Source organism: Chryseobacterium sp. CS2K3 (assembly GCF_059515185.1).
On the sequence record NZ_JCAKRW010000011.1, the window covers coordinates 57,988 to 84,424 of the forward strand.

The 26,437-nt window shown below is 35.0% G+C and carries 20 protein-coding genes; 9 read left to right on the top strand and 11 right to left on the bottom strand.

The genetic code is table 11. From position 1 onward, the window contains the following. Positions 1-10: 10 nt before the first annotated feature. From nadA to AC5YGG_RS17530, 3 genes are all read right to left on the bottom strand, one after another. A complete protein-coding gene (gene nadA / locus AC5YGG_RS17520; protein ID WP_496145733.1) occupies positions 11-1,030 on the bottom strand; it encodes a quinolinate synthase NadA in 1,020 nt (339 codons plus the stop codon). 105 nt (positions 1,031-1,135) lie between these two features. Further along, positions 1,136-1,699 (bottom strand): guanylate kinase, encoded by a 564-nt coding sequence (gmk, locus tag AC5YGG_RS17525; protein ID WP_496145734.1) that lies wholly within the window; start codon positions 1,697-1,699, stop codon positions 1,136-1,138. Positions 1,700-1,763: 64 nt separating this feature from the next. Continuing rightward, the gene (locus tag AC5YGG_RS17530) at positions 1,764-2,621 is read right to left on the bottom strand and encodes a YicC family protein (protein WP_083190101.1); all 858 of its coding nucleotides are present in this window, start codon (positions 2,619-2,621) and stop codon (positions 1,764-1,766) included. Between the two features lie 94 nt (positions 2,622-2,715). Here AC5YGG_RS17530 and miaA point away from each other — a divergent pair, with 94 nt between their 5' ends. Then, entirely contained in the window at positions 2,716-3,624 is a 909-nt protein-coding gene (gene miaA / locus AC5YGG_RS17535) for a tRNA (adenosine(37)-N6)-dimethylallyltransferase MiaA (protein ID WP_496145735.1), read from the top strand. Between the two features lie 277 nt (positions 3,625-3,901). On the opposite strand, the gene AC5YGG_RS17540 is transcribed toward miaA, so the two are convergent. From AC5YGG_RS17540 to AC5YGG_RS17555, 4 genes are all read right to left on the bottom strand, one after another. Beyond that, positions 3,902-5,314, bottom strand: coding sequence for an efflux transporter outer membrane subunit (locus AC5YGG_RS17540; RefSeq protein ID WP_496145736.1), 1,413 nt, complete (start codon positions 5,312-5,314; stop codon positions 3,902-3,904). Positions 5,315-5,679: 365 nt separating this feature from the next. Then, positions 5,680-8,865, bottom strand: coding sequence for an efflux RND transporter permease subunit (locus AC5YGG_RS17545; protein WP_496145737.1), 3,186 nt, complete (start codon positions 8,863-8,865; stop codon positions 5,680-5,682). Positions 8,866-9,085: 220 nt separating this feature from the next. Beyond that, entirely contained in the window at positions 9,086-10,246 is a 1,161-nt protein-coding gene (locus AC5YGG_RS17550; protein WP_496145738.1) for an efflux RND transporter periplasmic adaptor subunit, read from the bottom strand. Between the two features lie 365 nt (positions 10,247-10,611). Then, positions 10,612-11,208 (bottom strand): TetR/AcrR family transcriptional regulator, encoded by a 597-nt coding sequence (locus AC5YGG_RS17555; protein ID WP_496145739.1) that lies wholly within the window; start codon positions 11,206-11,208, stop codon positions 10,612-10,614. 309 nt (positions 11,209-11,517) lie between these two features. Here AC5YGG_RS17555 and AC5YGG_RS17560 point away from each other — a divergent pair, with 309 nt between their 5' ends. Beyond that, positions 11,518-12,072 (top strand): thioredoxin family protein, encoded by a 555-nt coding sequence (locus AC5YGG_RS17560; RefSeq protein ID WP_496145740.1) that lies wholly within the window; start codon positions 11,518-11,520, stop codon positions 12,070-12,072. 895 nt (positions 12,073-12,967) lie between these two features. Here the strand turns inward: AC5YGG_RS17560 and AC5YGG_RS17565 are convergent. Then, complete coding sequence (locus tag AC5YGG_RS17565; protein WP_496145741.1) at positions 12,968-13,831, bottom strand: AraC family transcriptional regulator; 864 nt, start codon at positions 13,829-13,831, stop codon at positions 12,968-12,970. Positions 13,832-13,954: 123 nt separating this feature from the next. Here AC5YGG_RS17565 and AC5YGG_RS17570 point away from each other — a divergent pair, with 123 nt between their 5' ends. The 3 genes from AC5YGG_RS17570 to AC5YGG_RS17580 are packed head-to-tail and all read left to right on the top strand — an operon-like array spanning position 13,955 to position 19,130. Continuing rightward, positions 13,955-15,184, top strand: a complete 1,230-nt coding sequence (locus tag AC5YGG_RS17570; protein WP_496145742.1) for an MFS transporter — start codon at positions 13,955-13,957, stop codon at positions 15,182-15,184. Between the two features lie 2 nt (positions 15,185-15,186). Continuing rightward, positions 15,187-16,668 carry a trehalase family glycosidase gene (locus AC5YGG_RS17575; RefSeq protein ID WP_496145743.1) on the top strand — a complete coding sequence of 494 codons (1,482 nt, stop codon included), beginning with the start codon at positions 15,187-15,189 and terminating at the stop codon, positions 16,666-16,668. Positions 16,669-16,691: 23 nt separating this feature from the next. Beyond that, on the top strand, positions 16,692-19,130 hold the full coding sequence (locus AC5YGG_RS17580; RefSeq protein WP_496145744.1) for a TonB-dependent receptor: 2,439 nt from the start codon (positions 16,692-16,694) through the stop codon (positions 19,128-19,130). A gap of 72 nt (positions 19,131-19,202) precedes the next feature. Here AC5YGG_RS17580 and AC5YGG_RS17585 read toward each other — a convergent pair whose 3' ends face one another. Both AC5YGG_RS17585 and AC5YGG_RS17590 read right to left on the bottom strand, forming a co-directional pair. Beyond that, positions 19,203-20,027: a hypothetical protein gene (locus tag AC5YGG_RS17585; protein ID WP_496145745.1), complete on the bottom strand. Its 825-nt coding sequence runs from the start codon at positions 20,025-20,027 to the stop codon at positions 19,203-19,205. 48 nt (positions 20,028-20,075) lie between these two features. After that, positions 20,076-20,714 carry an MBL fold metallo-hydrolase gene (locus tag AC5YGG_RS17590; RefSeq protein ID WP_496145746.1) on the bottom strand — a complete coding sequence of 213 codons (639 nt, stop codon included), beginning with the start codon at positions 20,712-20,714 and terminating at the stop codon, positions 20,076-20,078. Positions 20,715-20,785: 71 nt separating this feature from the next. Between AC5YGG_RS17590 and AC5YGG_RS17595 the strand changes: the two genes are divergently transcribed. The 4 genes from AC5YGG_RS17595 to AC5YGG_RS17610 all read left to right on the top strand — a co-directional run bounded on the left by AC5YGG_RS17595 (position 20,786) and on the right by AC5YGG_RS17610 (position 25,331). After that, the gene (locus tag AC5YGG_RS17595; protein ID WP_496145747.1) at positions 20,786-22,000 is read left to right on the top strand and encodes a type IX secretion system plug protein; all 1,215 of its coding nucleotides are present in this window, start codon (positions 20,786-20,788) and stop codon (positions 21,998-22,000) included. After that, entirely contained in the window at positions 21,997-22,560 is a 564-nt protein-coding gene (locus tag AC5YGG_RS17600; RefSeq protein WP_496145748.1) for a hypothetical protein, read from the top strand. The genes AC5YGG_RS17595 and AC5YGG_RS17600 overlap by 4 nt, the downstream gene beginning before the upstream one ends. A gap of 14 nt (positions 22,561-22,574) precedes the next feature. Next, on the top strand, positions 22,575-23,042 hold the full coding sequence (locus AC5YGG_RS17605) for a hypothetical protein (protein ID WP_496145749.1): 468 nt from the start codon (positions 22,575-22,577) through the stop codon (positions 23,040-23,042). A 333-nt stretch (positions 23,043-23,375) separates the two neighbouring features. Beyond that, positions 23,376-25,331, top strand: a complete 1,956-nt coding sequence (locus AC5YGG_RS17610; protein ID WP_496145750.1) for a M4 family metallopeptidase — start codon at positions 23,376-23,378, stop codon at positions 25,329-25,331. Positions 25,332-25,404: 73 nt separating this feature from the next. Here the strand turns inward: AC5YGG_RS17610 and hemH are convergent, their stop codons facing one another. Then, positions 25,405-26,433, bottom strand: a complete 1,029-nt coding sequence (gene hemH, locus AC5YGG_RS17615) for a ferrochelatase (RefSeq protein ID WP_496145781.1) — start codon at positions 26,431-26,433, stop codon at positions 25,405-25,407. Between the last annotated feature and the right edge of the window lie 4 nt (positions 26,434-26,437).

A 26,437-nucleotide genomic window follows, 5' to 3' on the forward strand; every position in this document is an offset into this window, starting at 1 on the left:
CCTCTTATATTTACTTTATACTTTTAGAAAGATCAAGCATAGCTTCGATTGGCTTTAATGCTTTTAATCTTAATTCTTCGTCGATAAGAATTTCAGGAAGTTCATATTTCATACATAAATACAATTTTTCCATTGTATTACGCTTCATATAGAAACATTCTGAGCAGTTACAGCTTTCATCAAAAACTAAAGCGGGAATCAGCTCTTTGTGTGGTGCACGCTTTCTCATTTCGTGAAGAATGCCTTCTTCTGTTGCAATGATGAATTTCTGACAATCGTCTTTTTCTACAAAATTCAATAGAGCGGAAGTGGAGCCAATGAAGTGAGCCAGCTTTAAAACTGCTTCTTCACTTTCCGGGTGTGCAATAAGTTTTGCATCCGGATTATCTGCTAATTGCTGAGCAATTCTTTCCATAGAAAATGCTTCGTGCACTACACAGCTTCCATCCCAAAGAATCATATCACGACCTGTCTTTTTAGATAAATATCTTCCAAGGTTTTTATCCGGTGCAAAAATGATAGGTCTGTCTGTAGGTAAAGCTTCAATTACAGTTTCAGCGTTAGAACTTGTTACGATGATATCACTTTCTGCTTTAGTTTCAGCATTGCAATTAATGTATGTTGCAATTAAAGCATTAGGGTGCTGCTCACGCATTTTTCTTAAACCTTCTCCTGAACATCCGTCTGCCAGAGAGCATCCAGCCATGGTATCAGGTAAAACTACTTTTTTAGTTGGATTCAGAATTTTGGCTGCTTCTGCCATGAAATGTACTCCGCAGAATACAATCATATCAGCGTTGGTTTCTTTTGCCTGTCTTGCCAATTGCAGGGAATCTCCCAGGAAATCAGCAATATCCTGAATTTCTCCCGGCTGGTAATAGTGGGCAAGAATTACAGCATTTTTCTCTTCCTTAAGTTTTAGAATGGCTTTTACCAGCTCTTCTCCCTGAGGAATTGCTATATTTTTGACATCCAGAAATCCTTTTACAGGAATTGCAGATTTAGCTTTTTCTAATGTTTCGGTACTCATATCAACCTCAATGTTTTTTTATTATCAGAATAGAGGTTAGAAATTAGAAGTTAGATAGCGACGAAAGTACATCACTTTCATCTTCTGACCTCCATCTTCCAGCCATTAATTATTGATAAAACTTTTTATTAAACTTTCTATTTCTTTTTTAGCTACATCCAGATCGGTGTTTATCACGATCTTGTCAAACTCGCTGGCATAGGTCAGCTCTTCTTCTGCCTTTGCTACACGGGTTTTAATGGTTTCTGCATCATCTGTATTCCTTGAAATCAATCTTCGTTCCAATTCTTCAATGGAAGGTGGTTCTATAAAAATAGATAAAGCCTTTTCTCCGAAGTATTTTTTTAAGGAAATTCCTCCTTTTACATCTACATCAAAAATAACAACTTTTCCCTGATTCCAGATTTTTTCCACTTCAGATTTTAAAGTACCGTAATATTTGTCAGTATACACTTCTTCATATTCTACAAAAGCATCTTCTGAAATTTTCTGTCTGAATTCATCAGGTGATAAAAAATGATAATCCACGGCATGAACTTCACTTCCTCTCGGCTGTCTTGTGGTACATGAGATTGAAAAAGAAAGTTCAGGAAATGTTTCCAGAGAATGTTTTACTAATGTAGTTTTTCCGCTTCCAGACGGTGCTGAAAATATAATTACTTTATCCATATTTTTGAGTTTCAAGTTTCGGGATTCGGGTTAATGATTTTATCATACACCTCGTACCTCGTCACTACAACACGTTTAACGTTTGTTCTTTAATTTTCTCCAAGTCATCCTTCATCTTCACTACCAGTTTCTGAATTTCAGCATGATTGGCTTTGGAACCTAATGTATTGATCTCTCTTCCGATTTCCTGAGAAATAAAGCCCAGTTTTTTTCCGTTGAAAGATTCATTATCCATTACTTCCTTATAGTATTTCAAATGTTGAGTAAGTCTTACTTTCTCTTCTGAAATATCCAGTTTTTCCGTAAAATAAGCCATTTCCTGATAGAAACGGGTTTCATCTACATTTTCGAATTCTTTCAGAGACTTCTGATAACGTTCTTTAACGCTTACGATTCTTTCTTCTTCAAAAGGAATCACTTCGCCAAGATACTTGTCTATATTCTGAATGTTTCTGTTTAATTCTTCATGGAGAATACTTCCTTCAGTCTTTCTGAATTCTTCAAATCGGTCTACAGCCGCATTGACAATCTGCGCCAAAGATTCCCACTCACCTTCTGTTAATTCATCTGGTCTTGAGGTAATAGCATCAGGCATTCTTACTGCCATTTTAAGGTATTCGAAATCAGGTCCGTCTGATGCAATATTTTTAAGCTCATTGATGTAAGAATCAATTAAACTCTTATTAATTTTCACATCATTAGATTCTTCAAGGTTTTCCAGGTTTACGTAGCAGTCTACTTTTCCACGGATAATTCTATCATTAAGAATTTTTCTGATTTCAAATTCTTTTTCTTTATAACGTAAAGGAATTTTAATATTTAAATCAAAGCTCTTGCTGTTCAGTGATTTAATATCTATTGTTATTTTTTTTCCTTCAAAAACACCTTCGGCTCTACCGAAGCCGGTCATTGATAAAATCATAGTTTTTTATTGTTCTACAAAGATAAACATTTAAATTAGCACAGTGAAATCTGTAAAAGATTCTATCTTACCGATAAATAATGAATGTGAACTGATGAAAAACTTAATTTCTGTAGTAGGACCCACCGGAATAGGTAAAACAAAACTGGCAATTGATCTGGCAAAACATTTCAATACAGAGATTGTTTCCTGTGATTCCAGACAGTTTTTTAAGGAAATGAAAATTGCAACCGCAGCACCTTCTGACGAGGAATTGGCTGAAGCACCTCATCATTTTATCGGAAATCTTTCTGTAGAAGAATACTATTCTATCGGGCAATATGAAGAAGATGCCCTGAAAAAACTTAATGAACTTTTCCAAGATCATAACACCGTCATTCTTGTCGGTGGAAGTATGATGTATGAAAAAGCAGTGATTGAAGGGTTGAATGATCTGCCTGAAGCCAATGTTGAAAATCAGGAGAAGCTTCAGAAAATAATGGAAGAGGAAGGAGTAGAAAAACTTCAGGAAATTTTAAAAGAATTAGACCCTGAATATTTCGAAGTGGTGGATATTCACAATCACCGAAGATTGTTACGCGCTATTGATGTCATCTGGCAAACCAATAAAAAATACTCCGAACAGATTGCTGTTTCTCAGGATTCCAGAGATTTTAATGTTATCAGAATCGGAATTGAGGCTCCAAGAGAAGAATTGTATGACAGAATCAACCGCAGAGTTGATATGATGATGGAGAAAGGGCTTTTGGATGAGGTAAAAGGGTTGGAGAAATTCAAAGGATTGACTGCTTTAAATACAGTTGGTTATGCTGAGTTGTTCAAATACTTCGACGGTGAATGGGATTTGGATTTTGCCGTTTCTGAAATTAAAAAGAACAGCCGCAGATATGCAAAACGCCAATTGACCTGGTATCGAAAAGCGGATGATATTCATTATTTGCCTCTGGGATATTCTCAGGAGGATTATGATGCTCTGGTTCTTTGGATTGCGGAACAGTTTTAATATTGGATCATCGCAAAATCGCAAATTTTTAAAATAACCTATTATTAATAAAACGAAAAGATTTTATTTTGGATAAAATTGATCATAAGTAATAGCCACTAATCCACGAATAATTGTATTTCTTGAAAATGCTATCGGATAAAAAACTAAAAAAAATTCGTGCATTCGTGGCATAAAAATATTTCCTCTAGCATATTCATTCGTATTTTCAACAAGAGATTCAATAAAAATGCGGCTCTGAAAAGAACCGCATCTCAAACAATATAAATTAAATTTACTACTTCCAACCCCCGCCAAGCGCTCTGTATAGATCTACAATGCTGCTTAACCTCTGTCTCTTAATGGAAGCAAGATTCAACTCTGCCTGAAGTGAATTTCCCTGTGCAGTAATCACCTCAAGATAATTGGCTGAACCTCCTCTGTAAAGAAGTTGTGCACTTTTAATTCCGTCTTTCAATGTCGTAGATTGTTCGGTTGCTTTTTGTTCCTGAACTTTTAAATTTTCATTGGAAACCAAAGCATCAGAAACTTCGCCCACAGCATTTAAAACAGATTGACGGAATGCCAATACATTTTTCTCTCTTTGAATTTTAGCCACCTCAAAATCTGTCTTCAATTGTCTCTTCTGGAAAATCGGTTGGGTAAGTCCTCCTAAAACCGATCCGAATAATGATGCAGGAATCTGAAACCAGTTATCAAATTTGAATGAATTCACTCCACCATTGGCTGTAATTTTTAATGCAGGATACATATTTGCCTGTGCAATTCCTACCAAGGCATTAGACTCCAATAACACCAGTTCCTGCTGACGTACATCTGGTCTGCGGCTTACCATAGCTGCCGGAAGACCTGCCATGATATTCTGAGGTAGGGAAGTGTCAGCCATTTCGATGGTTCTGTTAACTTTATTTGGTGTTTCTCCAACAAGGATACTTAAAGCATTTTCCTGTATGGCAATATTTTGTTCCAATTGCGAGATCAAAAGCTCTGTTGCCTGCTTCTGAGCACTAGCCTGCTGAACACCCAAAGATGTAGTGTCACCGCTTTCCCACATTTTTTGAGTAATCATCAGCGTATTATTGCTCAATTCCAGATTAGATTTTGCAATGGCTAATTGTTTGTCAAGCATCAAAAGGTTGTAATATCCCTGAGCAATTGCTGCGACAACTTGAGTCTGAATAGCTTTTGAACCTTCATAGGTCTGTAGGTATTGCATTCTGGAAACTTCCTGCTGGTTTTTGATTTTTCCCCAGATATCTGCTTCCCATGATAAATTGAAAGCAGCATTATAGTCTTCAACGTGGTTTTGCCCTAGAAATAAATTCATGCTTTGCCCATTCATGCTGTTTTTAGAAGGCTTGGAAATTTGAGCTGCTACCCCAAAACCAACATCGGGGTATTGCATGTATTTTGCCTGTTTCAGCTTTTCCTGTGATGAGGCAACCTGTTTTAAGGCAATCTGAAGATCATAATTGTTTTTAATTCCTTTTTCAATTAGTTCCTGTAAGATAGGGTCATTGAAAAACTGTTTCCATTCCAGATTGGCAATACTTGCTGTATCAGCGGTTGCTGTGTACTGGAATTTTTCCGGTAGCTGGAGATCCGGCTCCGCGTATGCCAATTTTGACACACACGAAACAGACCCTAAAGCTATGGCGAATGTTAGTATTATATTTTTTAGTCTTTTCATAGTTTTTGTTTAATAAACTTTAATGAAGTAGAAAACTTTGAGGAATATTTCTGATTACAGATTGACACAACAGTTTTTGATTGTATTGATATGGAAAGTCAAGGATTTTCAAAACTTGTATGTATTTCCGATGTCAGATTTTATCACCTTAAAATGGCTTGGTGATAAAAGTTATCCTATTCCTCAATAGTTTATTTAATTTTATTTTCCTACAAATGACACAGATTTTTGTAGATAAGAAAATCATAGATTTTCAAAAACTTATGTGTACTTCTTATATTATACTCAAAGCTTTATCTTAAAATCACTTAGTGTTTCAATTCTTTTGTGCCTTTTGTGGTTTATAAATCTCTATTCTGTATCATTTAATTAATAGTGGAAGCTAAAAGTTCTTCCTCCATCTGCTTTTTCAAAAGTCTTTTCTTCTTTCTGCTTGGCATTTTTTCATGCAGATACTGGAATACAACATACATCACCGGAATAATGAAAATCCCGAATATTACACCTGTAAGCATTCCTCCTACAGTACTGTATCCAATGGAATGATTTCCTTTTGCAGAAGCTCCTTGTGTCCAAACCAATGGAAGCATCCCAACGATGAAGGCGAAAGAGGTCATTAAGATTGGTCTTAAACGTAATCTTGATGCCTGAAGAGCAGATTCTATCAATGACCTTCCGGCTTTTCTTCTTTGAACGGCAAACTCTACAATCAGAATGGCATTTTTAGCCAATAATCCGACCAGCATGATTAATCCGACCTGTACATAAATGTTATTATCAATTCCAGCCAGCCCTGTGAAGGCAAATACTCCGAAAATCCCCGTTGGAATAGTTAGAATAATGGCAAAAGGAAGGATATAACTCTCATATTGTGCTGCCAATAGGAAATAAACAAAAAGGATACTTAAAAGGAAAATGAAGGTTGTTTGTCCACCTGTTTTGATCTCTTCACGGGTAATACCTGTCCATTCATATCCATAACCTCTTGGAAGTGATTGTTTTGCTACTTCTTCAACTGCTTTGATGGCATCTCCGGTACTATATCCTGGTTTTGGTGTACCATTGATCGTTATAGCATTGAACAAATTATTTCTCGTTACCGTTTCAGGACCAAACGTTCTTTTCAAGGTTACTAAAGTTTTAGCAGGAACCATTTCTCCGGATTTATTTTTAACATAAATTCCTTCCAAAGAATTAATATCTGTACGGTAAGGAATATCTGCCTGAGCCATTACTCTGTAGTATTTTCCGAATCTATTGAAATCTGAAACGAAGCTACTTCCGTAATAAATCTGCATGGTCTGCATTAATTCTGTTATGGAAACTCCAAGCTGATTTGCTTTATCGGTATCTACATCAATTGTGTACTGTGGATTTCCTGCTGCATAAGTTGTAAAGGCAAATGCAATTTCCGGACGTTTCATCAATTCACCAATGAACTGTTGAGTTGTTGTTCCCAACTGTTCAAAAGAGCCGTTGGTTTTATCCTGAAGCATAAATTCAAAACCGGAAACGTTACCAAATCCCTGAATAGTAGGGAAGTTGAAGAAGAAGGCATTAGCATCTTTTACCTGACTTACTTTTCCTGTTAAAGCCGCTGCAATCTGATCAGGATCTTTCATGTCTCCACGCTTATCATAATCTTTAAGCTTGATGAAACCTGCAGAATAAGGAGATGCATTGGCATTACTGATAAAGTTCATTCCATCAGCTACCCAAAGGTGATTGGTGGCTTTTTCTCCGTTAATGATCTTATCAATCTGTTCCGTAGCTCTGTGCGTTCTTTCCAGTGAACTTCCCGGAGGAGTATTCACTGCATATAATACAAATCCCTGGTCTTCTGTCGGTATAAATCCTGAAGGAGCTTTTTTAATCATGAAAATACTTGCCGCTGTTATCACAACCAGACCTCCTATAGCAACCCATTTATTTTTGATTAAAAACTTAAGGCTGTAAATATACTTTTTAGTCATGTTGTTGAAGCTGGCATTAAATGCATTGAAGAATCTTGCTCCAAACCCTTTTTTGTGACCATGTTCTCCGTGTTCTCCCTGAGGATCATTTAGGAATAAGGCACATAATGCAGGACTTAATGTCAATGCATTTACTGCAGAAATCATAATAGCAATAGCTAATGTAAAAGCAAATTGTCTGTAGAAAACTCCGGCAGGTCCTTGCATGAATCCGACAGGAATAAATACCGCACACATTACCAATGTAATGGAAATAATAGCTCCTGAAATTTCACTCATGGAGTTCATCGTTGCGTGCTCCACAGGCATTCCCGTCTGTTCCATTTTTGAATGGACGGCTTCCACTACCACAATCGCATCATCTACTACAATACCGATGGCAAGTACCAAAGCAAATAAAGTAAGCATGTTGATACTGAAACCAAATAACTGAAGGAAGAAGAAAGTACCAATAATGGCTACGGGTACCGCAATCGCCGGAATTAAAGTAGATCTGAAATCCTGAAGGAAAATAAATACAACAATAAACACCAATATGAATGCAATCACCAATGTTTCTACAACCTGATGAATAGAAGCATCAAGGAAATCCTTAGAATTATACATGATAATTGGCTTCACTCCTTTTGGCAGGGTAGTACTGAATTGGTCTACCTGTTTTTCAATCTCAGTAAGAATTTCATTGGCATTGGAACCTGCTGTTTGTAAAATTGCAAATCCCGAAACCGGTTTTCCATCCACTCTGTTGGCGGCTGTATACGTATAAGACCCGAATTCTACTCGTGCAACATCCTTTAATCTTAAGAAAGACCCATCACTATTTGCCTTGATCGCAATATTTTCATAGTCTTCATTCTTGTTTAGTTTTCCTTTATATTTAAGGATATATTCATACGTTTCCTTACTTCCTTGCCCAAGACGTCCCGGAGCAGCTTCAAGGTTATGATCTTTAATAGCTCCTAAAACTTCCTGTGGAGAAAGGTTATTAGCAGCCAGTCGGTCCGGCTTCAGCCAGATTCTCATGGAGTAATCTCTTGTTCCGAATACCTGAGCCTGAGCAACCCCCGGAATACGCTGTATCTGAGGAATGATATTGATCTTCAGATAATTTTGTAAGAAAAGCTCATCGTATTGTTTAGGATCATCACTCGTTAATCCCATAAACATAATCATACTGTTCTGAACTTTCTGAGTGGAAATCCCCGCTTGTACTACTTCCTGAGGAAGCTGACTCATTGCTTTTGATACACGGTTTTGTACGTTTACCGCAGCATTATCAGGATCCGAACCTTGTTTGAAGAAAACGCTTAGCGTCATGGTACCGTCATTACTTGAGTTGGAAGTCATGTACGTCATGTTTTCAACCCCGTTTACTGCTTCCTCAATAGGGGTTGCTACAGAACGTGCCACTACTTCAGCATTCGCTCCCGGATAAAACGCTGTTACCTGTACACTGGGTGGTGCAATATCAGGGAAGAGGGCGATAGGCAAATTAAAGAGAGATAAGGCTCCCAATAATAAGAGTATGATGGAGATGACCGTGGAAAGGACCGGTCTTTCTATAAATTGTTTTAACATAAGAAGTTTATTTTTTTATGTGTTTAAACTTTATTAAAACACTTAAGTTGATTGAGCTTTAAAGCTTAGAAAACAGCAAGTACACTTTAGATGAAAATCAAAGTTTTCAAAATACTTAGGTGCTCTTAATCAACAGAATGATGATAACTTTTAAAACTTAAGTGTTACAAATAATGAGGTTTAAACTGCTCTTAATCTTAAATTGTCATATTGAAATCTATTACAAAGGTTTTGCTCTCAATAAACTGTCAGAAGATATAGCTTTCGGTTTAATGGATGCACCGTCTTTCAGGTTTCCGATTCCGGTATACACGATTTTTTCTCCTGGTGAAAGTCCTTCAGAAATAAAATAATAACTGTCTGTTTTTCCAGATATTTTGATAGGTTTTCCAGTTACTTTCTGATCTTTACCCATTACATAGACATACGTTTTATCCTGAATTTCAAAAGTTGACTCCTGAGGAATTACCACTGCATTTGAAATCAGTTGTGGCATACGTACTCTTCCTGTATTTCCCGTTCTTAATGTCCCGTTGGTATTAGGAAAAACTGCTCGTACACTGATGGCTCCAGTTGTTTTGTCAAACTGACCATCTACAATACTCAATCTTCCTTTTTCAGGATAAGTACTGTTATCAGCAATAACCAAATCTACCATAGGCATATTTTTCAGTTTTTCTTCTAAAGTCGCTCCCGGATATTTATTCTGAAAAGCAATAAAATCAAGTTCACTTAAAGAGAAATAAGCATAAATTTCGCTGATGTCTGATAGTAAAGTCAAAGGATTAGGATCAGTTCTCGAGATCAGACTCCCTTTTTTAAACGGAATTCTTCCTATATATCCACTTACCGGTGCTGTAATGGTGGTAAATCCTACATTGATTTTTGCACTTCCTACAGATGCTCTTGCTTGTGAAGCCGCAGCTACAGCCGCTTCATAATTGGCTTTTGCCGTTTTAAGCTGTACATCGGAAACTACTTTTGCCGCAACTAAAGGTTGAAGTCTGTCAACTTCTACTTTAGCTTTTTGTATATTAGCATTGGCTGCCTGCAGATTTGCCTGTGCCATATTCATTTGTTCGCCATAGCTTCTTGAATCTATTTTAAATAAAGGCTGCCCCGCTCTTACGTAAGCGCCTTCCTCTACATAAATTCTGTCAAGATATCCATCCACCTGAGATCTTATTTCCACATTGTTCTTTCCTTCCAAAGCAGTCGGAAACTCCTGATAAGTGGTAGCAGGAGAGGTGATAACGGTATAAACCGGAAGTTCAGGAGCTGGCGGTGCGGAATTGGATCCTTCTGCAGCCTTTGTGCAGCTCTGTAAAAGAATTATACTTGAAATAAGTACAATAAACCTTGTTTTTCCAGGTATTTTCATTTTGGTTTAATTTTTTTAATGAAGTGTTAGATTTAAGTAATGTCTCTTTCTTATAAATGCTGTTTTTTTTCCTAACAGTGTTAATAATTTGTTCAAAAAAAATTACAGAATTTTTAATGTACGATCAGGTCGATTGTTTCCATAATTGAAAATTGTTTTTAATGTATTTAAGTATATGAAGATGTGAGGTGTATTATGTGTTAATTTTACTAACAGTGTTAATTTGTAAAGAAAAAATTGACCTTTAACAATTAAAGAGAGTAGAGTTTTGCATAGTTTTTTTTGTTTTTAATCAGATGTAAACAATTGAGTTATATTAATTCAATGTTAATTTTCCTAACGGTGTTAATTTAATTCAAAAAATATTATAAAGACTTAATAAAAGATGAAACAGTTTCATCCAAAGTCGATTTATTCATAGTTGATGGAATATCTGCCGTACGCATCATCATAATAGAGATCATGCCATGTACCGCTGAAAATAAAGCATGAGACATATGACAAGCATTATCGGTATTTGAACCGTTCTTTTCAATGATGTTATAGGTACATTCGTAGATCAGCTCCTGAAATGACGAAAATTCTTTCTTCATCTGTCCTTTTCCACAACATTGCATTCCCAGCCCAAACATCAGTTGGTAATATTCCTTATTATTAAAAGCAAAGTTCCAATAAGCATCTACAACTGCCACTAGCTGCTCTTCAGGAGTATTGTGCTTCTGCTGAGCTTTTAATAATTCTATATGTAATTTGTGAAAGCCATCCAATGAAATTTCAAATAAGATAGCTTCTTTATTTTCGAAATAATCATACACCACAGGTGCACTGTACTCAATAGCGTCTGCTATTTTACGTATGGAAAGTGATCCCCAGCCTTCAGATTTAGCCAAAGTGAATGCAGCCTGCAAGATACTTGCACGGATAGATTCTTTTTCTCTTTGACGACGTTCATGTAGACCCATGATATTCTTTTCTAACAGTGTTAGCAAAACTACAAACTTTTGAAGCTATCTTCCAAACCTTATTTTACATTTATTGAAAAAAGAAGATACCTGAAATTCCATTAGATGATGAAGAAGGCTTTCTGGAAGTAGTTTAAGCATATAGTTTTTAAATTATTGTAAAAATTAATAAGCTAAATAGGCTGAGTCAATAAAGCAGATATGAAAATGAATTTTTTATGAATTCAATAGCTTTCGTCTTACAGCATCCATCTTCCTAACTATATAATCAAAGAAATCTTTATCTTTGTAAAACTAAAGAAAAAGGATATGAATACTCCCTCCAATATGCTGGCATTAGGTACAAAAGCTCCGTTTTTTGAGCTTCCGAATCCGTCAAAAACGAATGAACTTCAGTCTCTGGAAGAACTGAAAGGAGAAAAAGGAACACTGGTTATCTTTATGTGCAACCATTGTCCGTTTGTTCTTCATGTAATCGATAAAATTAACGAATTATACGAAGATTATAATGATAAAGGAATTGAATTCATCGCAATCAATGCTAATGATATCGAAAAATATCCTGCCGATTCTCCTGAAAAAATGATCGAATTCCAAATCGACAGAAGATTTGATTTCCCTTATTTATTTGATGAAAGCCAGGCAGTAGCAAAAGCTTATGATGCTGCTTGTACTCCTGATTTTTATTTCTTTGATGATAAATTGGATCTTGTTTACAGAGGTCAGATGGATGATTCAAGACCAGGAAATAATAAAGATGTTACCGGTGAAGATTTAATTATTGCTTTTGAAAATCTATTGGCTGGAGAAGCTCAGGAAGAAATTCAGAGACCAAGTATGGGATGTAATATTAAATGGAAGTAATTATTCCGTACATCGGTTTTACTTATTATAATATATAGCTGTTCTTTTTAGAACAGCTTTTTTTATTAGCAGAATTCTATATACAGATATCAGTGTTAATTTTTTCAAACTAAATATCAGTTGATACTTCAGGATTATTGATTTTGATGCTGAGTTTTTAAATTATCCTTGTCAAGGTTTAAAACTTTGATAAGGATAGAAATCCAGAAACCAAATTGAAATATTCAGTAGCGAAAAAGTTATCCACAATATGGGAATGTGAAAAATATAAATCTATATCTACCAGGAATTGAATAGCTTATAAAGTGTTTCTATTAAAATGTTTTTCAAAAATAAGTCTAATTTATAATGCTAAAAAGTTATCCACAATATCAGAATGTGAACTGAAAATCTTCTCAATTTTTCATGCTAAAAGATTGGTAATAACATGACTATTTTAACCCATCCTTGTCAAGGTGTTAAACCTTGACAAGGATAGAAATCCAGAAATCAAATTAAATATTCAGTAGTGAAAAAGTTATCCACAATGTGGAAATGTGAAAAATATAATCTATATCTAACAGGAATCGAATAACTTATAAAGTGTTTCTATTAAAAAGTTTTTCAATAATAAGTCTAATTTATAATACGAAAAAGTTATCCACAATATCAGAATGTAAACTGAGAATCTTCTCAATTTTTCATGCTAAAAGATTGGTTAATAACATGACGGTTTTAACTTATTCTTGTCAAGGTTTTAAACCTTGACAAGGATGGAAGGATGGAAAGCTAGAAGTTAAATCGAAATATTTTAAAAATTACCCAAGTTATCCGCAGGAATTTAAATGATAACCAGAATATTTAGTCCGCCTACTCATTTTATCATTCTGTAGGAATAAATTGAATAGCTATTTCTCTAAACATTCACCTTATTATGAGAATTATTTTTGATAAATTCTGAAGGTGTCTTGCCAGTATACTTTTTAAACATTCTATTAAAATAGGTTACATTATTAAAACCACAGGCATAGCTGCATTCCGAAATTGGTTTATCCTGTGCCATCAGTAAACAGGCTTTGTTGATTCGATAGCGGTTCACGAATTCTGTGAAGGTGATTTGAGTTGCTTTTTTGAAGAAATTACAGAAGGCAGGCAAAGTCAGATTGGCAAGTTTTGCAACCTCTTCAATAAGGATTTCTTTATCATAATGATGTTCTACGTAGGTGAAAATATTTTCAAGACGGGTTTTATTTTTTGAAATAATGGTGTAGGGCATGATTTCCTTATTCAAAAGTTCATAGTCTTGACACTGGGAAAGATCAAAAAGAATTTCAAGAAGTAATAAATATCTTTTATAGCCTTCAGACTCAAGTATGAGTTTTAATTTCGGGAGCATAGCTTTTTTTACCTTATGATGAAAATGAATACCATATTTTGAAAGTTCCAGTAAATTTTTAATTGACCGCGCTTCTACTTCCTGTTGGGGAAACTGAAGGATTTCTTCTTTGAACTGCAGTACAATTTCTTCATGCGGATCAATAGAGTTTAATCCAAATCCTGAGTGGGGAATATTGGAACCTATGAGAACAAGATCACCATTGGTATAATTACTTTTATGATAACCCACATGTCGGGTTCCACTCCCGGAAATCACACAGACCAGTTCTATTTCGGGATGATAATGATATTCCCATTTGAATTCTGAAATAGGAGAGTTATTATGAATCGTACGGAACGAACTTTTCTCATTGGGAATTACTCTTTCAAAAGTAACTTTCATTTAATTAATCATATTTAGTTACTAAAAATACTAAATATATTAATATTGTTCAAATATTGATTTATTGTGTTAAATTATCGTTAATACAAATGCTTCTATCTTAGCCGTCAAGAAATGATCTGAATGAAAAATTTCAACATAAAGGCGGTTTTATTTTTAAATTATTTTGTTTTCGCAATTCTTCTGAATTCTGTGGGAACTGTTATTTTGCAGGTACAGCAGAATTTTGGAATTTCAAAATCATCTGCCAGTGTATTGGAAGGATTCAAGGATCTTCCGATTGCTATTTGTTCATTTATTCTGGCTTCATTTCTTCCTAAGATCGGGATCAAAAACTCAATGTTGATTGCTTTGTTTTTAGTGAGCGGAATGTGTTTTGTGATGCCATTTACCAATGAATTTTGGTTTTTCAAGTTATTATTTGGAATTGTAGGAGTTTCCTTTGCCTTAATCAAAATATCAGTATTTACTTCTATCGGTTTAATAACAGAAACAGATAAGGAACATTCCAGTTTCATGGGATTTCTGGAAGGATTTTTTATGATTGGTGTGTTGGCAGGAAATCTTTTGTTCAGTTTATATATTGATGATCATAATCCGAAATCTACTCACTGGCTGAATGTATATTGGGTATTGGGAATTCTTTCATCATTATCATTTTTATTCTTATTCTTTTCAAAACTGAATGAAAAAGAAGCTAAAAGTGAGAAAACAGATTTATTGGGAGACTTACGAAACAGTGCAAGCTTATTCAGTTATAAAAAAGTATTGTGCTTTCTGTTGTGCGCTTTTCTTTTTGTATTGGTGGAACAAAGTTTTCAAACCTGGACTCCAACATTTTATAAAGAAATTTTAAAAGTTCCTACTTCTATGAGTATTCAGGCGGGAGCTATTTTGGCGGGAGCTTTTGCTTTAGGAAGATTTTTGTCAGGATTTTTTTCTAAAAAATTCAGTTGGATTTATGTAGTTTCATTTTGTGTCATTGGTTTTGCCATAAGCTTACTTTTAGTACTTCCATTGACGCATAATATTCATATTGATACTACAACCAATTGGCTTAATGCTCCATTAGTAGTGTATTTGTTTCCATTAATGGGAGGATTGCTAGCTCCGATTTATCCAAGTATAAATTCTGTCATCCTGGCTTCTATTCCAAAATATTTACATAGTGCAATGTCTGGGCTTATCGTTGTTTTTTCTGCGATTGGAGGAACAATAGGCTCTATTATTACGGGCTTTGTCTTTCAGGAATTCAGTGGGCAGCAGGCATTTTATCTATCACTGATTCCGCTTTCATTGTTGATTATTTCAGCAATTTTCATGAATAAATTAAAAATTAATCCTAAAAAATAATAATGAATAATCAGCTTTACATTCACGATATCCAGACTCTTTTTGACGATGTTCAGAGATCCGCAATTTTTGAAGATCAGAAAATGATGACTGATGCAGTTCCGTTATTTCCGGTAGCTGAAATCAATGAAAAATATGAACAGAATAAAGGTTCAGAAGGTTTTGATCTTAAAAACTTTGTGATGACTCATTTTGATTTTTTAGGAGCCAAAATTTCCATTCAGAGAGAAGATCATCTTCCGATTGAAGAACATATTGAAAAACTTTGGGATGAGCTTACCCGTACAGCATATGAAGAGAAAGGAACGCTTTTAAAATTACCGAAGCCTTATATCGTTCCGGGAGGTCGTTTTAATGAATTTTTTTATTGGGACAGTTATTTTATTATGTTGGGATTACAGGTTTCCGGAAGGGTAGAGATGATGGAAAATATTGTGGAAAACTGCTCTTATCTCATTCAAAATGTAGGTTTTATTCCTAATGCGAGCAGAACTCACTTTTTAAGCCGATCTCAACCTCCTTATTTTTCATTGATGCTTGAACTTCTTGCTGAAACTAAAAATGATGAATCTGTTTATACTCAATATCATGATACTTTAGAAAAGGAATATGAGTTTTGGATGAATGGAAAAGAAAGTGCAGAAAATGGTTCAGGAGTTAAAAGAGTAGTGAAAACTGTTGAAGGAGATATTTTGAACAGATATTATGATGCAGAAAATGAGCCTCGTCCTGAAAGTTATTTAATTGATATTGAAGATCAGCAGAATGCTTCAGGTGAGGAATTTTACAGAAATATAAGAAGCGCCTGTGAATCCGGCTGGGATTTTTCCAGCAGATGGTTTGCAGATGGACAACATATCCAAACGATTGAAACATTGAATCTCGCGGAGGTAGATCTGAACTGCCTTTTATGGCATTTGGAAACCACATTGGCAAAATCTTCAGGGCTTAAGCAATTGGGAGAAAAAGAACATTTTTTTGCTGAAAGAGCAGCACACCGAAGAGAGATGATCAACACATACTTCTGGGATGAAAAAACAAAGATGTACAAAGATTATCATATCAAAAAAGACATCAATACAGCGTCTGAACATATTGCTGCTCTGTATCCATTATTTCTTGGGATTGCAGATGAGGAACAGGCAGATGCCATTGCAAAAGCTGTTGCTGATAAATTTTTATATCAGGGCGGGCTTGTAACCACAACTAAAAACTCAGGGCAACAATGGGATTTACCCAATGCATGGGCACCGTACCAATGGCTGGGCTTTAAGGCAATGAAAAATTATGGTTACCATGATTTAGCAGAAAAAATAAAAAATAACTGGTGTTCCAATGTGGAAAGAGTCTACAAAAACACCGGAAAATTAATGGAAAAATACAATGCATTAGATACAGAAACGATAGCAGGAGGCGGGGAATATCCCAATCAGGATGGGTTCGGTTGGACGAATGGTGTGTATTTAAAACTACAACAAAACTGAAACTAACAATAAAAAATAGGGCTATGAAAAAAAAATCAATCTTTTTAATCGCCGCTACAGCTACATTGTACTTCAATAATGCTTATGCTCAGGAAACCCAGCAAGATTCTGCGAAAGTTTCCTCCATCGATCAGATCGTTATTACAGGAAATTCGAATCCCAAGAAAAAAATAGAATCCAGTACTGCTATTTCAACATTCAGCTCAAAGGAAATCCAGAAGCAAAATCCAATCAGCGCGGCAGCTTTATTACAGCGAGTTCCTGGTTTTGCTGTAGAAACTTCTGGTGGTGAAGTTGGAAACAATCTTTTTGCAAGAGGGATTCCTTCTGCCGGAGCTTATGAATTTGTACAGGTTCAGGAAGACGGATTACCGGTTTTTGAGGATGGAGCACTTCAATTTGCCAATGCTGATAATTTTTTTCGTGTAGATAATTCGGTGAGCAGACTGGAAGCTTTGAGAGGTGGTTCGGGGTCTATTTATGCCAATAATTCGCCGGGCGGACTTATTAATTTTATTACAAAGGAAGGAACGAATGATTTTAAAGGTACAGCAAAACTTGAAACCAGTACTTATGGTTTAATGCGTACTGATCTTAATGTTGGAGGTGCTTTGGTAAAAGATAAATTATTTTTCAATGTAGGTGGTTTTTACAGAAGTGACGACGGAATCAGAAAAACAGGTTTCAAAGCCAATAATGGCGGGCAGATCAGAATGAATCTGAAATATGTATTTGATAAAGGGTATGCAAAAGTTTACTATAAAAAATTAGACGATAGAAATACATTTTTCCTTCCAATTCCTTTAACGCAGGATGGTGAAAAATTAAAAGGATTTAATGGTTTTGATCCTAATTATGGAACCTACAGCTACAGAGCCATCAGCCAGCTCAATATTCCTCAGGCAGGAGGTGGTTTTTTCAGTAGAAATCTTGAAGACGGAATTCATCCTAAAGTAGATGTATTGGGAGCTGAATTTAAATATGATCTGGGAGGTAATTTCAGTGTTTTAAATAAAACGAGATATACCAATATTAATATGAACTACACCGGGATTTTTCCGGCGGGAGCACCTCAGAGCGGAGCAGACTTTGCAAAGAGTATGGGGATGACAAATTATCAATACTCATCGGTAAGCAGCGGAGCAGTGGTGAATCCTGAATATGTACAAAAACTTGGTTTCTGGGCTATTGATAAGCAAATGAATAACTTTGTGAATGATCTACAGTTCAATTATAAATTTGATAAAGGAAATGTGACAGCCGGTTTTTATAAATCAAACTGGAAATCCCATCAATACTGGAACTGGAGTAATATTCTCACAACGGCAACCGACAGACCTGAACTATTAAATTTGGTAGATCCATCTCTCAGCCCAAGCAGTGTAGGCTATTCTAAAACATATAACGGAGTTACCGATATGTCTTCTTTACTTAGAGATTCACAAATTCAGGGAAGTTTGAATGATGTTTATTTAAATCTGGATTATAATGTAACCGATGCTTTAAGTTTTAATGGAGGAATTCGCTATAGCCGGGATTTTTACAAAGGATATAAAGTTAATACCACAACGGCTAATCTTAATAATTCAGGCTTAACAGTAGACGGAACTCATGGTTTTGAGACAACAACAGCGGATGATCATATGAATGTGCTGGGAAATCAGTTTACGTACTGGTATTATGATATCAATAAAGTTTCTTATACTCTTGCCTCCAATTATAAAATCAATCGTGAAAATGCAGTTTACGCACGCTTTTCTCATGGTTTCAGATCACCGAATGAAGAAGCATATTATAATAATATAGGAAATCTGGATGTGGTAAAACCTGTACTGACTAATCAATTGGAAGTTGGATATAAATACTATTCCCGTACTTTTGATATTGCTGTGATTCCGTTTTATTCGGCACTTAAGAATCTATCATTTACAGATGTTTATTCGGACGGAACTTCAGAGAATAAATTTGCCAATACAACCAACCTAGGGGTAGAAATTGAGGGATTTGCGAGGCTTTTCAATAATGTTTTTGAAATTACATTCAATGGAACCATTCAGAACCCGAAATACAAAGACTTTACAGGAAGAAATGCTGACGGCTCTACTTTTGATTATGATGGAAATGTAGTAAGAAGAATTCCTAAATTTTATTTTAATATTTCTCCTGCTGTGAATATTACAAAAGACTGGCGAGCTTATGTAAGTATGAATTATTATGGTAAACGTTTCCAGAATGAAGGAAATACGGAAGATAATATTTTACCGTCATTCACAGAATTCGGTGCCGGAATGTCTTATCAGCTTGGTAAAATACGTTTTGCTGTAGACGGAACCAATATCTTTAATACAATTGGAATTACTGAAGGCGATCCAAGATCTCAGGCAGTATCAGGATCCAGCATCAGAATGGCAAGACCAATTATGGGAGCTGCAGCAAGAGCTTCAATTACTTTAGACTTTTAAACTCTATTTTTTTATAAATGCAAAACCGTCAGGACTAAGTTCTGACGGTTTTTTTATTAGCTTATCTATTTCTCATTCGGTGAATGTAAAAACTGAAGCTTCACTTATACTGATATTTTCAACAGAATGATAAAGGATTTTAGTTCCTAAATTCTTCTTATAGCTTCCATTTTCAACTGATATTTTGGTTTCTTGAATTTTTTTCAATGTTTCAGCTGCTGTTAACTCTTTTTGCTTTATATATCTGTCAAAACCTACATAATAGTCTTTATTTCGTTTGGTAAGCGTTAAGGTTACAGGTGGTAGAATAGAATCTATATTTTGTATGACAATGTAGTAATTATACTTTTTATTCATTGGATATGTATAACTCAATGCGTCAAAAGGATAGCTGATATTGTTTTTATACTTATTCTTATTGCGCGGAATACTGATTGTCATCCAATCGTATTCGTTGTCTTTTTTCGTGAACTCATAATTATTTTCGAATAATTTCTTATCATCGTTAAAAATGGGCTCAAATTTTTTTTGTGTGGTAATATCCTTGGAAAAATTTATAAAAGCATATGATTTAGAGGTCCCATTCAGGTAACCCAACAGATTAATGGTAATATCTTTTTTATTTTTATCAAATTTCCCATAAATATCAATAGGATTTTCTTCAGCTTTAATTTCAGTTAGTATTATATTGTCTTCATCAACTTTAGACCATTTTCCGGTTTTCCAACTACCATATTTGAAAAAATAAAATTCGTTGTTGGGTAATATAAACAATGTAGGACTTGATACATCCGTATCTTCTTCTTCTAGCTTATAATATCCAAGAAATTGAGCATTTACTTTCGTTATGTAAAACAATAAAATGAAAAATAAATAATATTTCTTTTTTAAAGCCATTTTAATACGAATTTGTTGTGTATAATTACGTCGAAAAGTGTCTAAATTTTATTTTAAAAACGGATTATATTGCTTCTCAAACCCAATTGACGTAGGATTTCCATGACCTGAAAAAACCTGTGTATCAGGATCAAGTACAAAAAGCTTTGTTTTAATACCGTCAATCAATTGTTCATAATTTCCTTTATAAAGATCTGTTCTTCCGATACTTCCTTCAAAAAGAACATCGCCTGAGATCATGAATTTCTGATTTTCATTATGGTATACTACACTTCCGGGGGAATGTCCGGGAACATGGTAAATAGTGAACTTTTCGCCATCCAGTTCCAGTTCTTCACCTTCATTGATATAGATGGTTTCTACTTTTACCGGATCAATGGGAAAACCAAATCTCATTCCGCTCGCCTGAAGCATATCTAACACTTCCTGATCTTCCTTATGAAGATAAACAGGTACTTTAAATGTATCAAAAGCCCATTGAAGCCCTAAAACATGATCAATATGAGCATGAGTTAAAAGGATTTTCTCAATTTTTAACCCTTTTTCTTTGATGAATGTATCGATAGCACTCGTTTCCTGCTCATTCATATTTCCCGGATCAATTAACCAGGCATTTTTATTGTCGTTGTAAAGAACATATGTATTTTCGCTTGCAAAATTGAATACGAAGCCTTGAATCTGAAGCATAAGCTGATTATTTTTATTCCAAAAATACGATATTATTAAGTAAATGGCTATTTTTCGTTATCTTCGTCATAATGAAAACTTTGCGAATACTCTTACTTTCCTTGGGCGGACTGGTTTATGGACAAAATATCCAAAGTATCCAGCTGTTCAACCCACAGACGAATGATGAAACTCCGGTAATTAAATTCGGAGAACAATTGGTTTTAAGTTTTGATGATCTTACCAATGGCAGCGAAATTTATAGATATACCATTAAACATTATGACAGAAACTGGAATGATGATAATCTATTCTTTACAGAATTTGCCACCGGAAACCTGAACGGACTTCTGGACAAGTTTCAGTATTCATTCAATACACTACAAGCGTATACCCATTATAAACTGACTTTTCCCAATGATAACATGAAACCTAAAATATCCGGGAATTATGAGCTCATCGTTTATAAAGATTCGGCGGATAAGCCTCTTTTCAAAAGGCGTTTTTATCTGGTAGAAGATATGGCATCTTTGGGACTAAATATTTCAAGAATTGCTGATGCAAAGAGACCTAATATCAACCAAAGGGTAGAAGTAAAGGCTACTCCCAAAGCTGGTGATCTCTCTTCGAATGTAAATTCCATGAGTATGAATGTGATGCAGAATAATAATCCTAATATGGTTATTTCTAATCTTAAGCCAAGTACTGTCCTTGGAAATCAGTTACTTTTCCAGCAAATGAATCTTGCTTTTCCCGGAGATAATGAATTTTATTATTTCGATAATAAAAATATGACCATTGCAGCCGATATGGTTCGTGCTGTAGAAGTAAAAGATGATATCAATCATACTTATCTGCATCCGGTGTGGGCTTTTCCTTTGAACTATCAATATCAGCCTGATGTAAATGGTGCGTGGTATTACAGAAGAAATGACCTTGGAAGAGAAAGAGATGCGGAAAGGGAAGCAGATTATTCATGGGTGTATTTCTATCTGGAATCTGATCCTGTAGATAAAGATATTTATATTTTGGGAGGTTTCAACGGATTTCAGCCAAGCAAAGAAAATCAGATGCAATATGATGCGGCAGGTAAGCAATATGTTGCTAAAATATTTATGAAGCAAGGGTTTTATAACTATATATTAGCGACAAAGCAGGGAGACGGACCTCTTGACTTTGGTGAGGTAAACGGTAACTTCTGGCAAACCGAAAACCTTTATCAGGCATTCTTATATTACGCTCCTTTTGGGAGAAATTATGATGGACTGATGGGGTATGGAGAATTCAGAACACCTGTTAGGAAATGATAAGAATTGTATCTGTTTTAATTATTTTTTTTGTTTTCACTTCCTGTAAAAATGAAAATAAAACTAAGCTCAATGATTTTCGTGAAGAATTAAGACCTTATCTGCAAAGACTTTCCAAGGAGAAAGCTGTTCCGGTTTCTGATACTGTGGCGAGAAAAATGCTGAATAAAGAAGCAACAAAAGAAGAGCTTATAAAGTTAATGAATTTTGAAAATCCACAGCTGAGAGTAATTGCTTACAGAGAAATTGTGAACAGAGGAGAGGCGGAATATTTTGATCTTCTCCTGAATCATCTTAATGATAAAGATAAAGTTACCTTTTGGTATTATGAAGATGCCGGGGGAAGTTTTACCGTATCAGATCTGATGATTATGAAAGCCCACGACAAAAATGGTTTATCTCCTATTCAAAAGAAAGTCCTTGTAGAGAAAGTTCTTATAGGGCATCCTGATCTTAATGCATCAAACTGGATGATCCGTAATATTGATCCTGATGAGAAGTATTATAACTTATCAAAGAAAGAGCTCAAACTGATCATAAAGACTGTGGGATACAATTAGGGGCAGTCTTTGCTTTGAGCAAGTTCAAAAAGAAAGAAGATACAGATCTTTTGTACGATCTGTTCAATAAAAATATTAATAGTAACCCCTGTGGTAATTTTATCTTTAAAAGTATAGAGTATTTTCCTGATGGAAAATTTTTTCCTTTATTGAAAAGTTATTTTGAAAAGCATATTAAAGATCAGTTGAGTCCTGAAAATAATATTACTGAAGAAGTATTCTTTTTTGCAAGAGCTGTAGCTACCTATAAAAATAAAGAAGCAAAGGAAATACTGGAATATATTGAGCAGAATAATACTTATATCAACAAAGGATATTGGCCTCCTTACAATAAGGTATATGTTTTAAAAGCAGCCCTCCTTCATTATGATACCATTTATGATGGGTTGTTAGCTAAGATCAAAGGAGAAATGAGTGAATGTGATCAAAAAGATCTGATATTTAAATATAGACAGGAATATGAAGAAATGAAAGAATGGTAGTGATCAATATTTAGATATTAATTAAATAAATAAAGGTTGTCTCAATAGAGGCATCCTTATTTTTTTACCATAAATAGCAAAATTGATATGATTTTATTCAATAAAATGCAAAACATAACGAAAATAATAATTCACAAAAAGTTGATTTTTGTTAAATTAATTCATGAAAAATATTCATAATAATAAAATTATTTTTAAATATTTCGCTTCTTTTTAAAATCATTATTGTGATTTGTTTATTGATTTATAATATCAATTGAATTTTATTCATTAGTATAGTGTTTTTGTAGAGAAAAGTTTATACTTTCGTCATCACACTTAATAAATATTTTTATGAAAACAAAATTTATCTTAGCAGCAAGCGTTGCAGCATGCTCATTCGTTTTTGGTCAAAACACACCATCAAAATTAATTCCGGGTAAAAGCGGCTTACATGCAGACTTTATGAGATTCGATAAAAACGGACCTGAATTCAAAGGGAGCCCGGTTTTATTTGATGAAACATCACAAAGACTTTCACCAGGACAATCTCGTAAATTAGGTAATGAATCTGATCAGTTAGGGTTTGAAACTCATAGATTTCAACAAACCGTTAATGATATTCCGGTAGAATATGGAATGATGGCTGTACAGACCAAAAACGGTAAAATCGTAGGGCAAACAGGAAAATGGATGCTGAATGTTCCCAAAGCTGTTGAGAGAAAAGCCAATCTTTCAGAAGAGATAGCTTTACAAAGCGCTTTATCATTTGTAGGTGCAGAATCTTACAAATGGCAAAACAAAAATGAAGAAGAGTTCATTAAGAAAGAAACAGATGATGCCAACGCAAGTTTTGCCCCAAAAGGAGAATTGGTCTATTATTCAGATCCTACTGATGAAAAGCTTAATGATCTGAGATTAGCTTATAAATTTGATATTTATGCAGAAAAACCATTGAGCAGACAATATGTTTTTGTGGATGCAAAAAATGGAAAAGTACTGGGAGTAGATGCTATCATTCATGATGTAAATGCTCCGGGAACAGCTACAACCGCTTACAGTGGAAACAGAAATATCGTTGCGGATTCTTATAATGGAAGTTATAGATTAAGAGAAACAGGAAGAAACGGAGGGACGTCTGTAGAAACTTATAATTTAAATAAAGGAACAAATTATTCGACAGCTGTAGACTTTACAGATCCAGATAATGTTTGGAATAATGTAAATACCAATAAAGATCAATATGCAACCGATGCGCATTGGGGGGCAGAAATGACCGTAGATTATCTTTATACAAAATTCGGAAGAAAGAGTATTGATAATAATCATTTTGCGATCAAGTCATATGTTCACTATTCTACCAATTACTTTAATGCGTTCTGGGATGGTTCAAGAATGACCTATGGAGACGGAAGTTCTACAACGAACGGAGGAAAGCCGTTGACAGCTATTGATGTTTGTGGACATGAAATTGCTCACGGAATGACTTCCAAAACAGCTAATCTCGTCTACCAAAGAGAACCAGGAGCACTGAACGAAGGTTTCTCTGATATTTTCGGAAACTCTATAGAACGTTGGGCAAGACCTACTCAGGCAAGCTGGACCTTAGGAGAAGATTTCAGCTATGTGATCAGAGATATGGCTAATCCTAATGCTTACGGACAACCGGATACCTATCTGGGTACTTATTGGAAAGCGACTACTACTTCTGGTTGTGCAAGTCCTAGCCAGGCGAATGATTATTGTGGCGTTCATACCAATTCAGGAGTTTTAAATTTCTGGTATTATTTACTGGTAACAGGAGGATCGGGTACTAATGATAAAGGTTTTGCTTATAATGTTTCAGGAATCGGATTGGATAAAGCAGCAGCTATCGCTTACAGAACATTAACAACTTATCTGATTTCAACATCTACTTATGCTAATGCAAGAACATATTCTTTACAGGCAGCTGCAGATCTTTACGGGGCAGGTAGTAATGAAGTAACGCAGGTGACCAATGCCTGGAATGCTGTAGGTGTTGGCGGAGGTACTTCTCCTTCAGGGCTTGTAGCATCTGCAACAAATGCATCTCCGTTTACCATCAGCCCGAATCCGGCAACAGATATGTTTACGATAGCATTTGAAAGTAAGGAAGGAAAAGGAACTGTAGAATTAACGAGTCTTACAGGAAAAAGAGAAATTTCTGAAAAAGTAACATTAACAGAAGGTGTGAATAAACTGAACATAAAACTTCCATCCAATATGCTTCCGGGAGTTTATATTGTAACTGTAAATGGACAGAAAGCAGGAAACTTAATCAAAAAATAACAACTTTAATATATTTCAAGAAAAGCCCACAGAAAATTTTTCTGTGGGCTTTTTTATATGTTGTAAGTAATGATTATACTAAATAAAAATCATTTAGTTTTTCTTCACAAAGTGTTTTCACCACTTCTATCCATCGGTCTTCATCATTCAGACAAGGAATATAATGGAAATTTTCTCCGCCGCCATGCATGAACTGTTCTTTACCTTCCACAGAAATTTCTTCCAATGTTTCAAGACAGTCTGAAACGAATGCCGGACAAACAATAGCTAGGTTTTTCACGCCTTTTTTACCAATTGTTTCCAAGGTTTCATCCGTATAAGGCTCAATCCATTTATCTTTTCCTAATCTTGACTGGAAAGAAACAATGGTTTTTTCTTTAGGCAAATTCAGTTTATCGATGACAAGCTGTGTCGTTTTATAACATTGGTGGCGGTAGCAGAACTGATGACTTGGATTATCTTCTCTGGAACAACAGTCATTAAGGTTACAGGTCTTGGTGGGATCTGTCTTATAAATATGTCTTTCCGGAACCCCGTGGTAAGAAAATTGTAAAGCATCAAAATTTTCAGGAAGCTTTTCCTTAATACTTTCAGCCAGACAGTTGATGTAAATATCTCTGTTATAAAACGGCTGAATATAATTAATCTTGATGTTCGGAAATTTTTTCTTTCTTACTTCTTCCGCTTTTTCGATAACAGTTTCCGTAGTACTCATCGCATATTGAGGATACAATGGGAAAAGAACAATCTCAGAGATTCCCTGATCCACCAATTTCTGAATTCCCGTTTCAATACTAGGTTCTGCATATCTCATCCCGATTTCCACAGGTACATCCACCACTTTCTGAAGCTTTTTCTGAATTCTTTCCGTAATGAAAATCAAAGGAGATCCTTCATCCGTCCATACCGTTTTATAAGCTTCGGCAGACTTGGCAGGTCTTGTTTTTAATATAATACCCTGAACAAGAAGAGCCCTGAAGATCCATCGGTAATCAATTACCCTTTCATCCATCAGGAATTCATCAAGATATTCCTTTACGTCATTTACAGCGGTAGATTTTGGTGATCCAAGATTGACTAATAAAATTCCTTTTTTACTCAACATT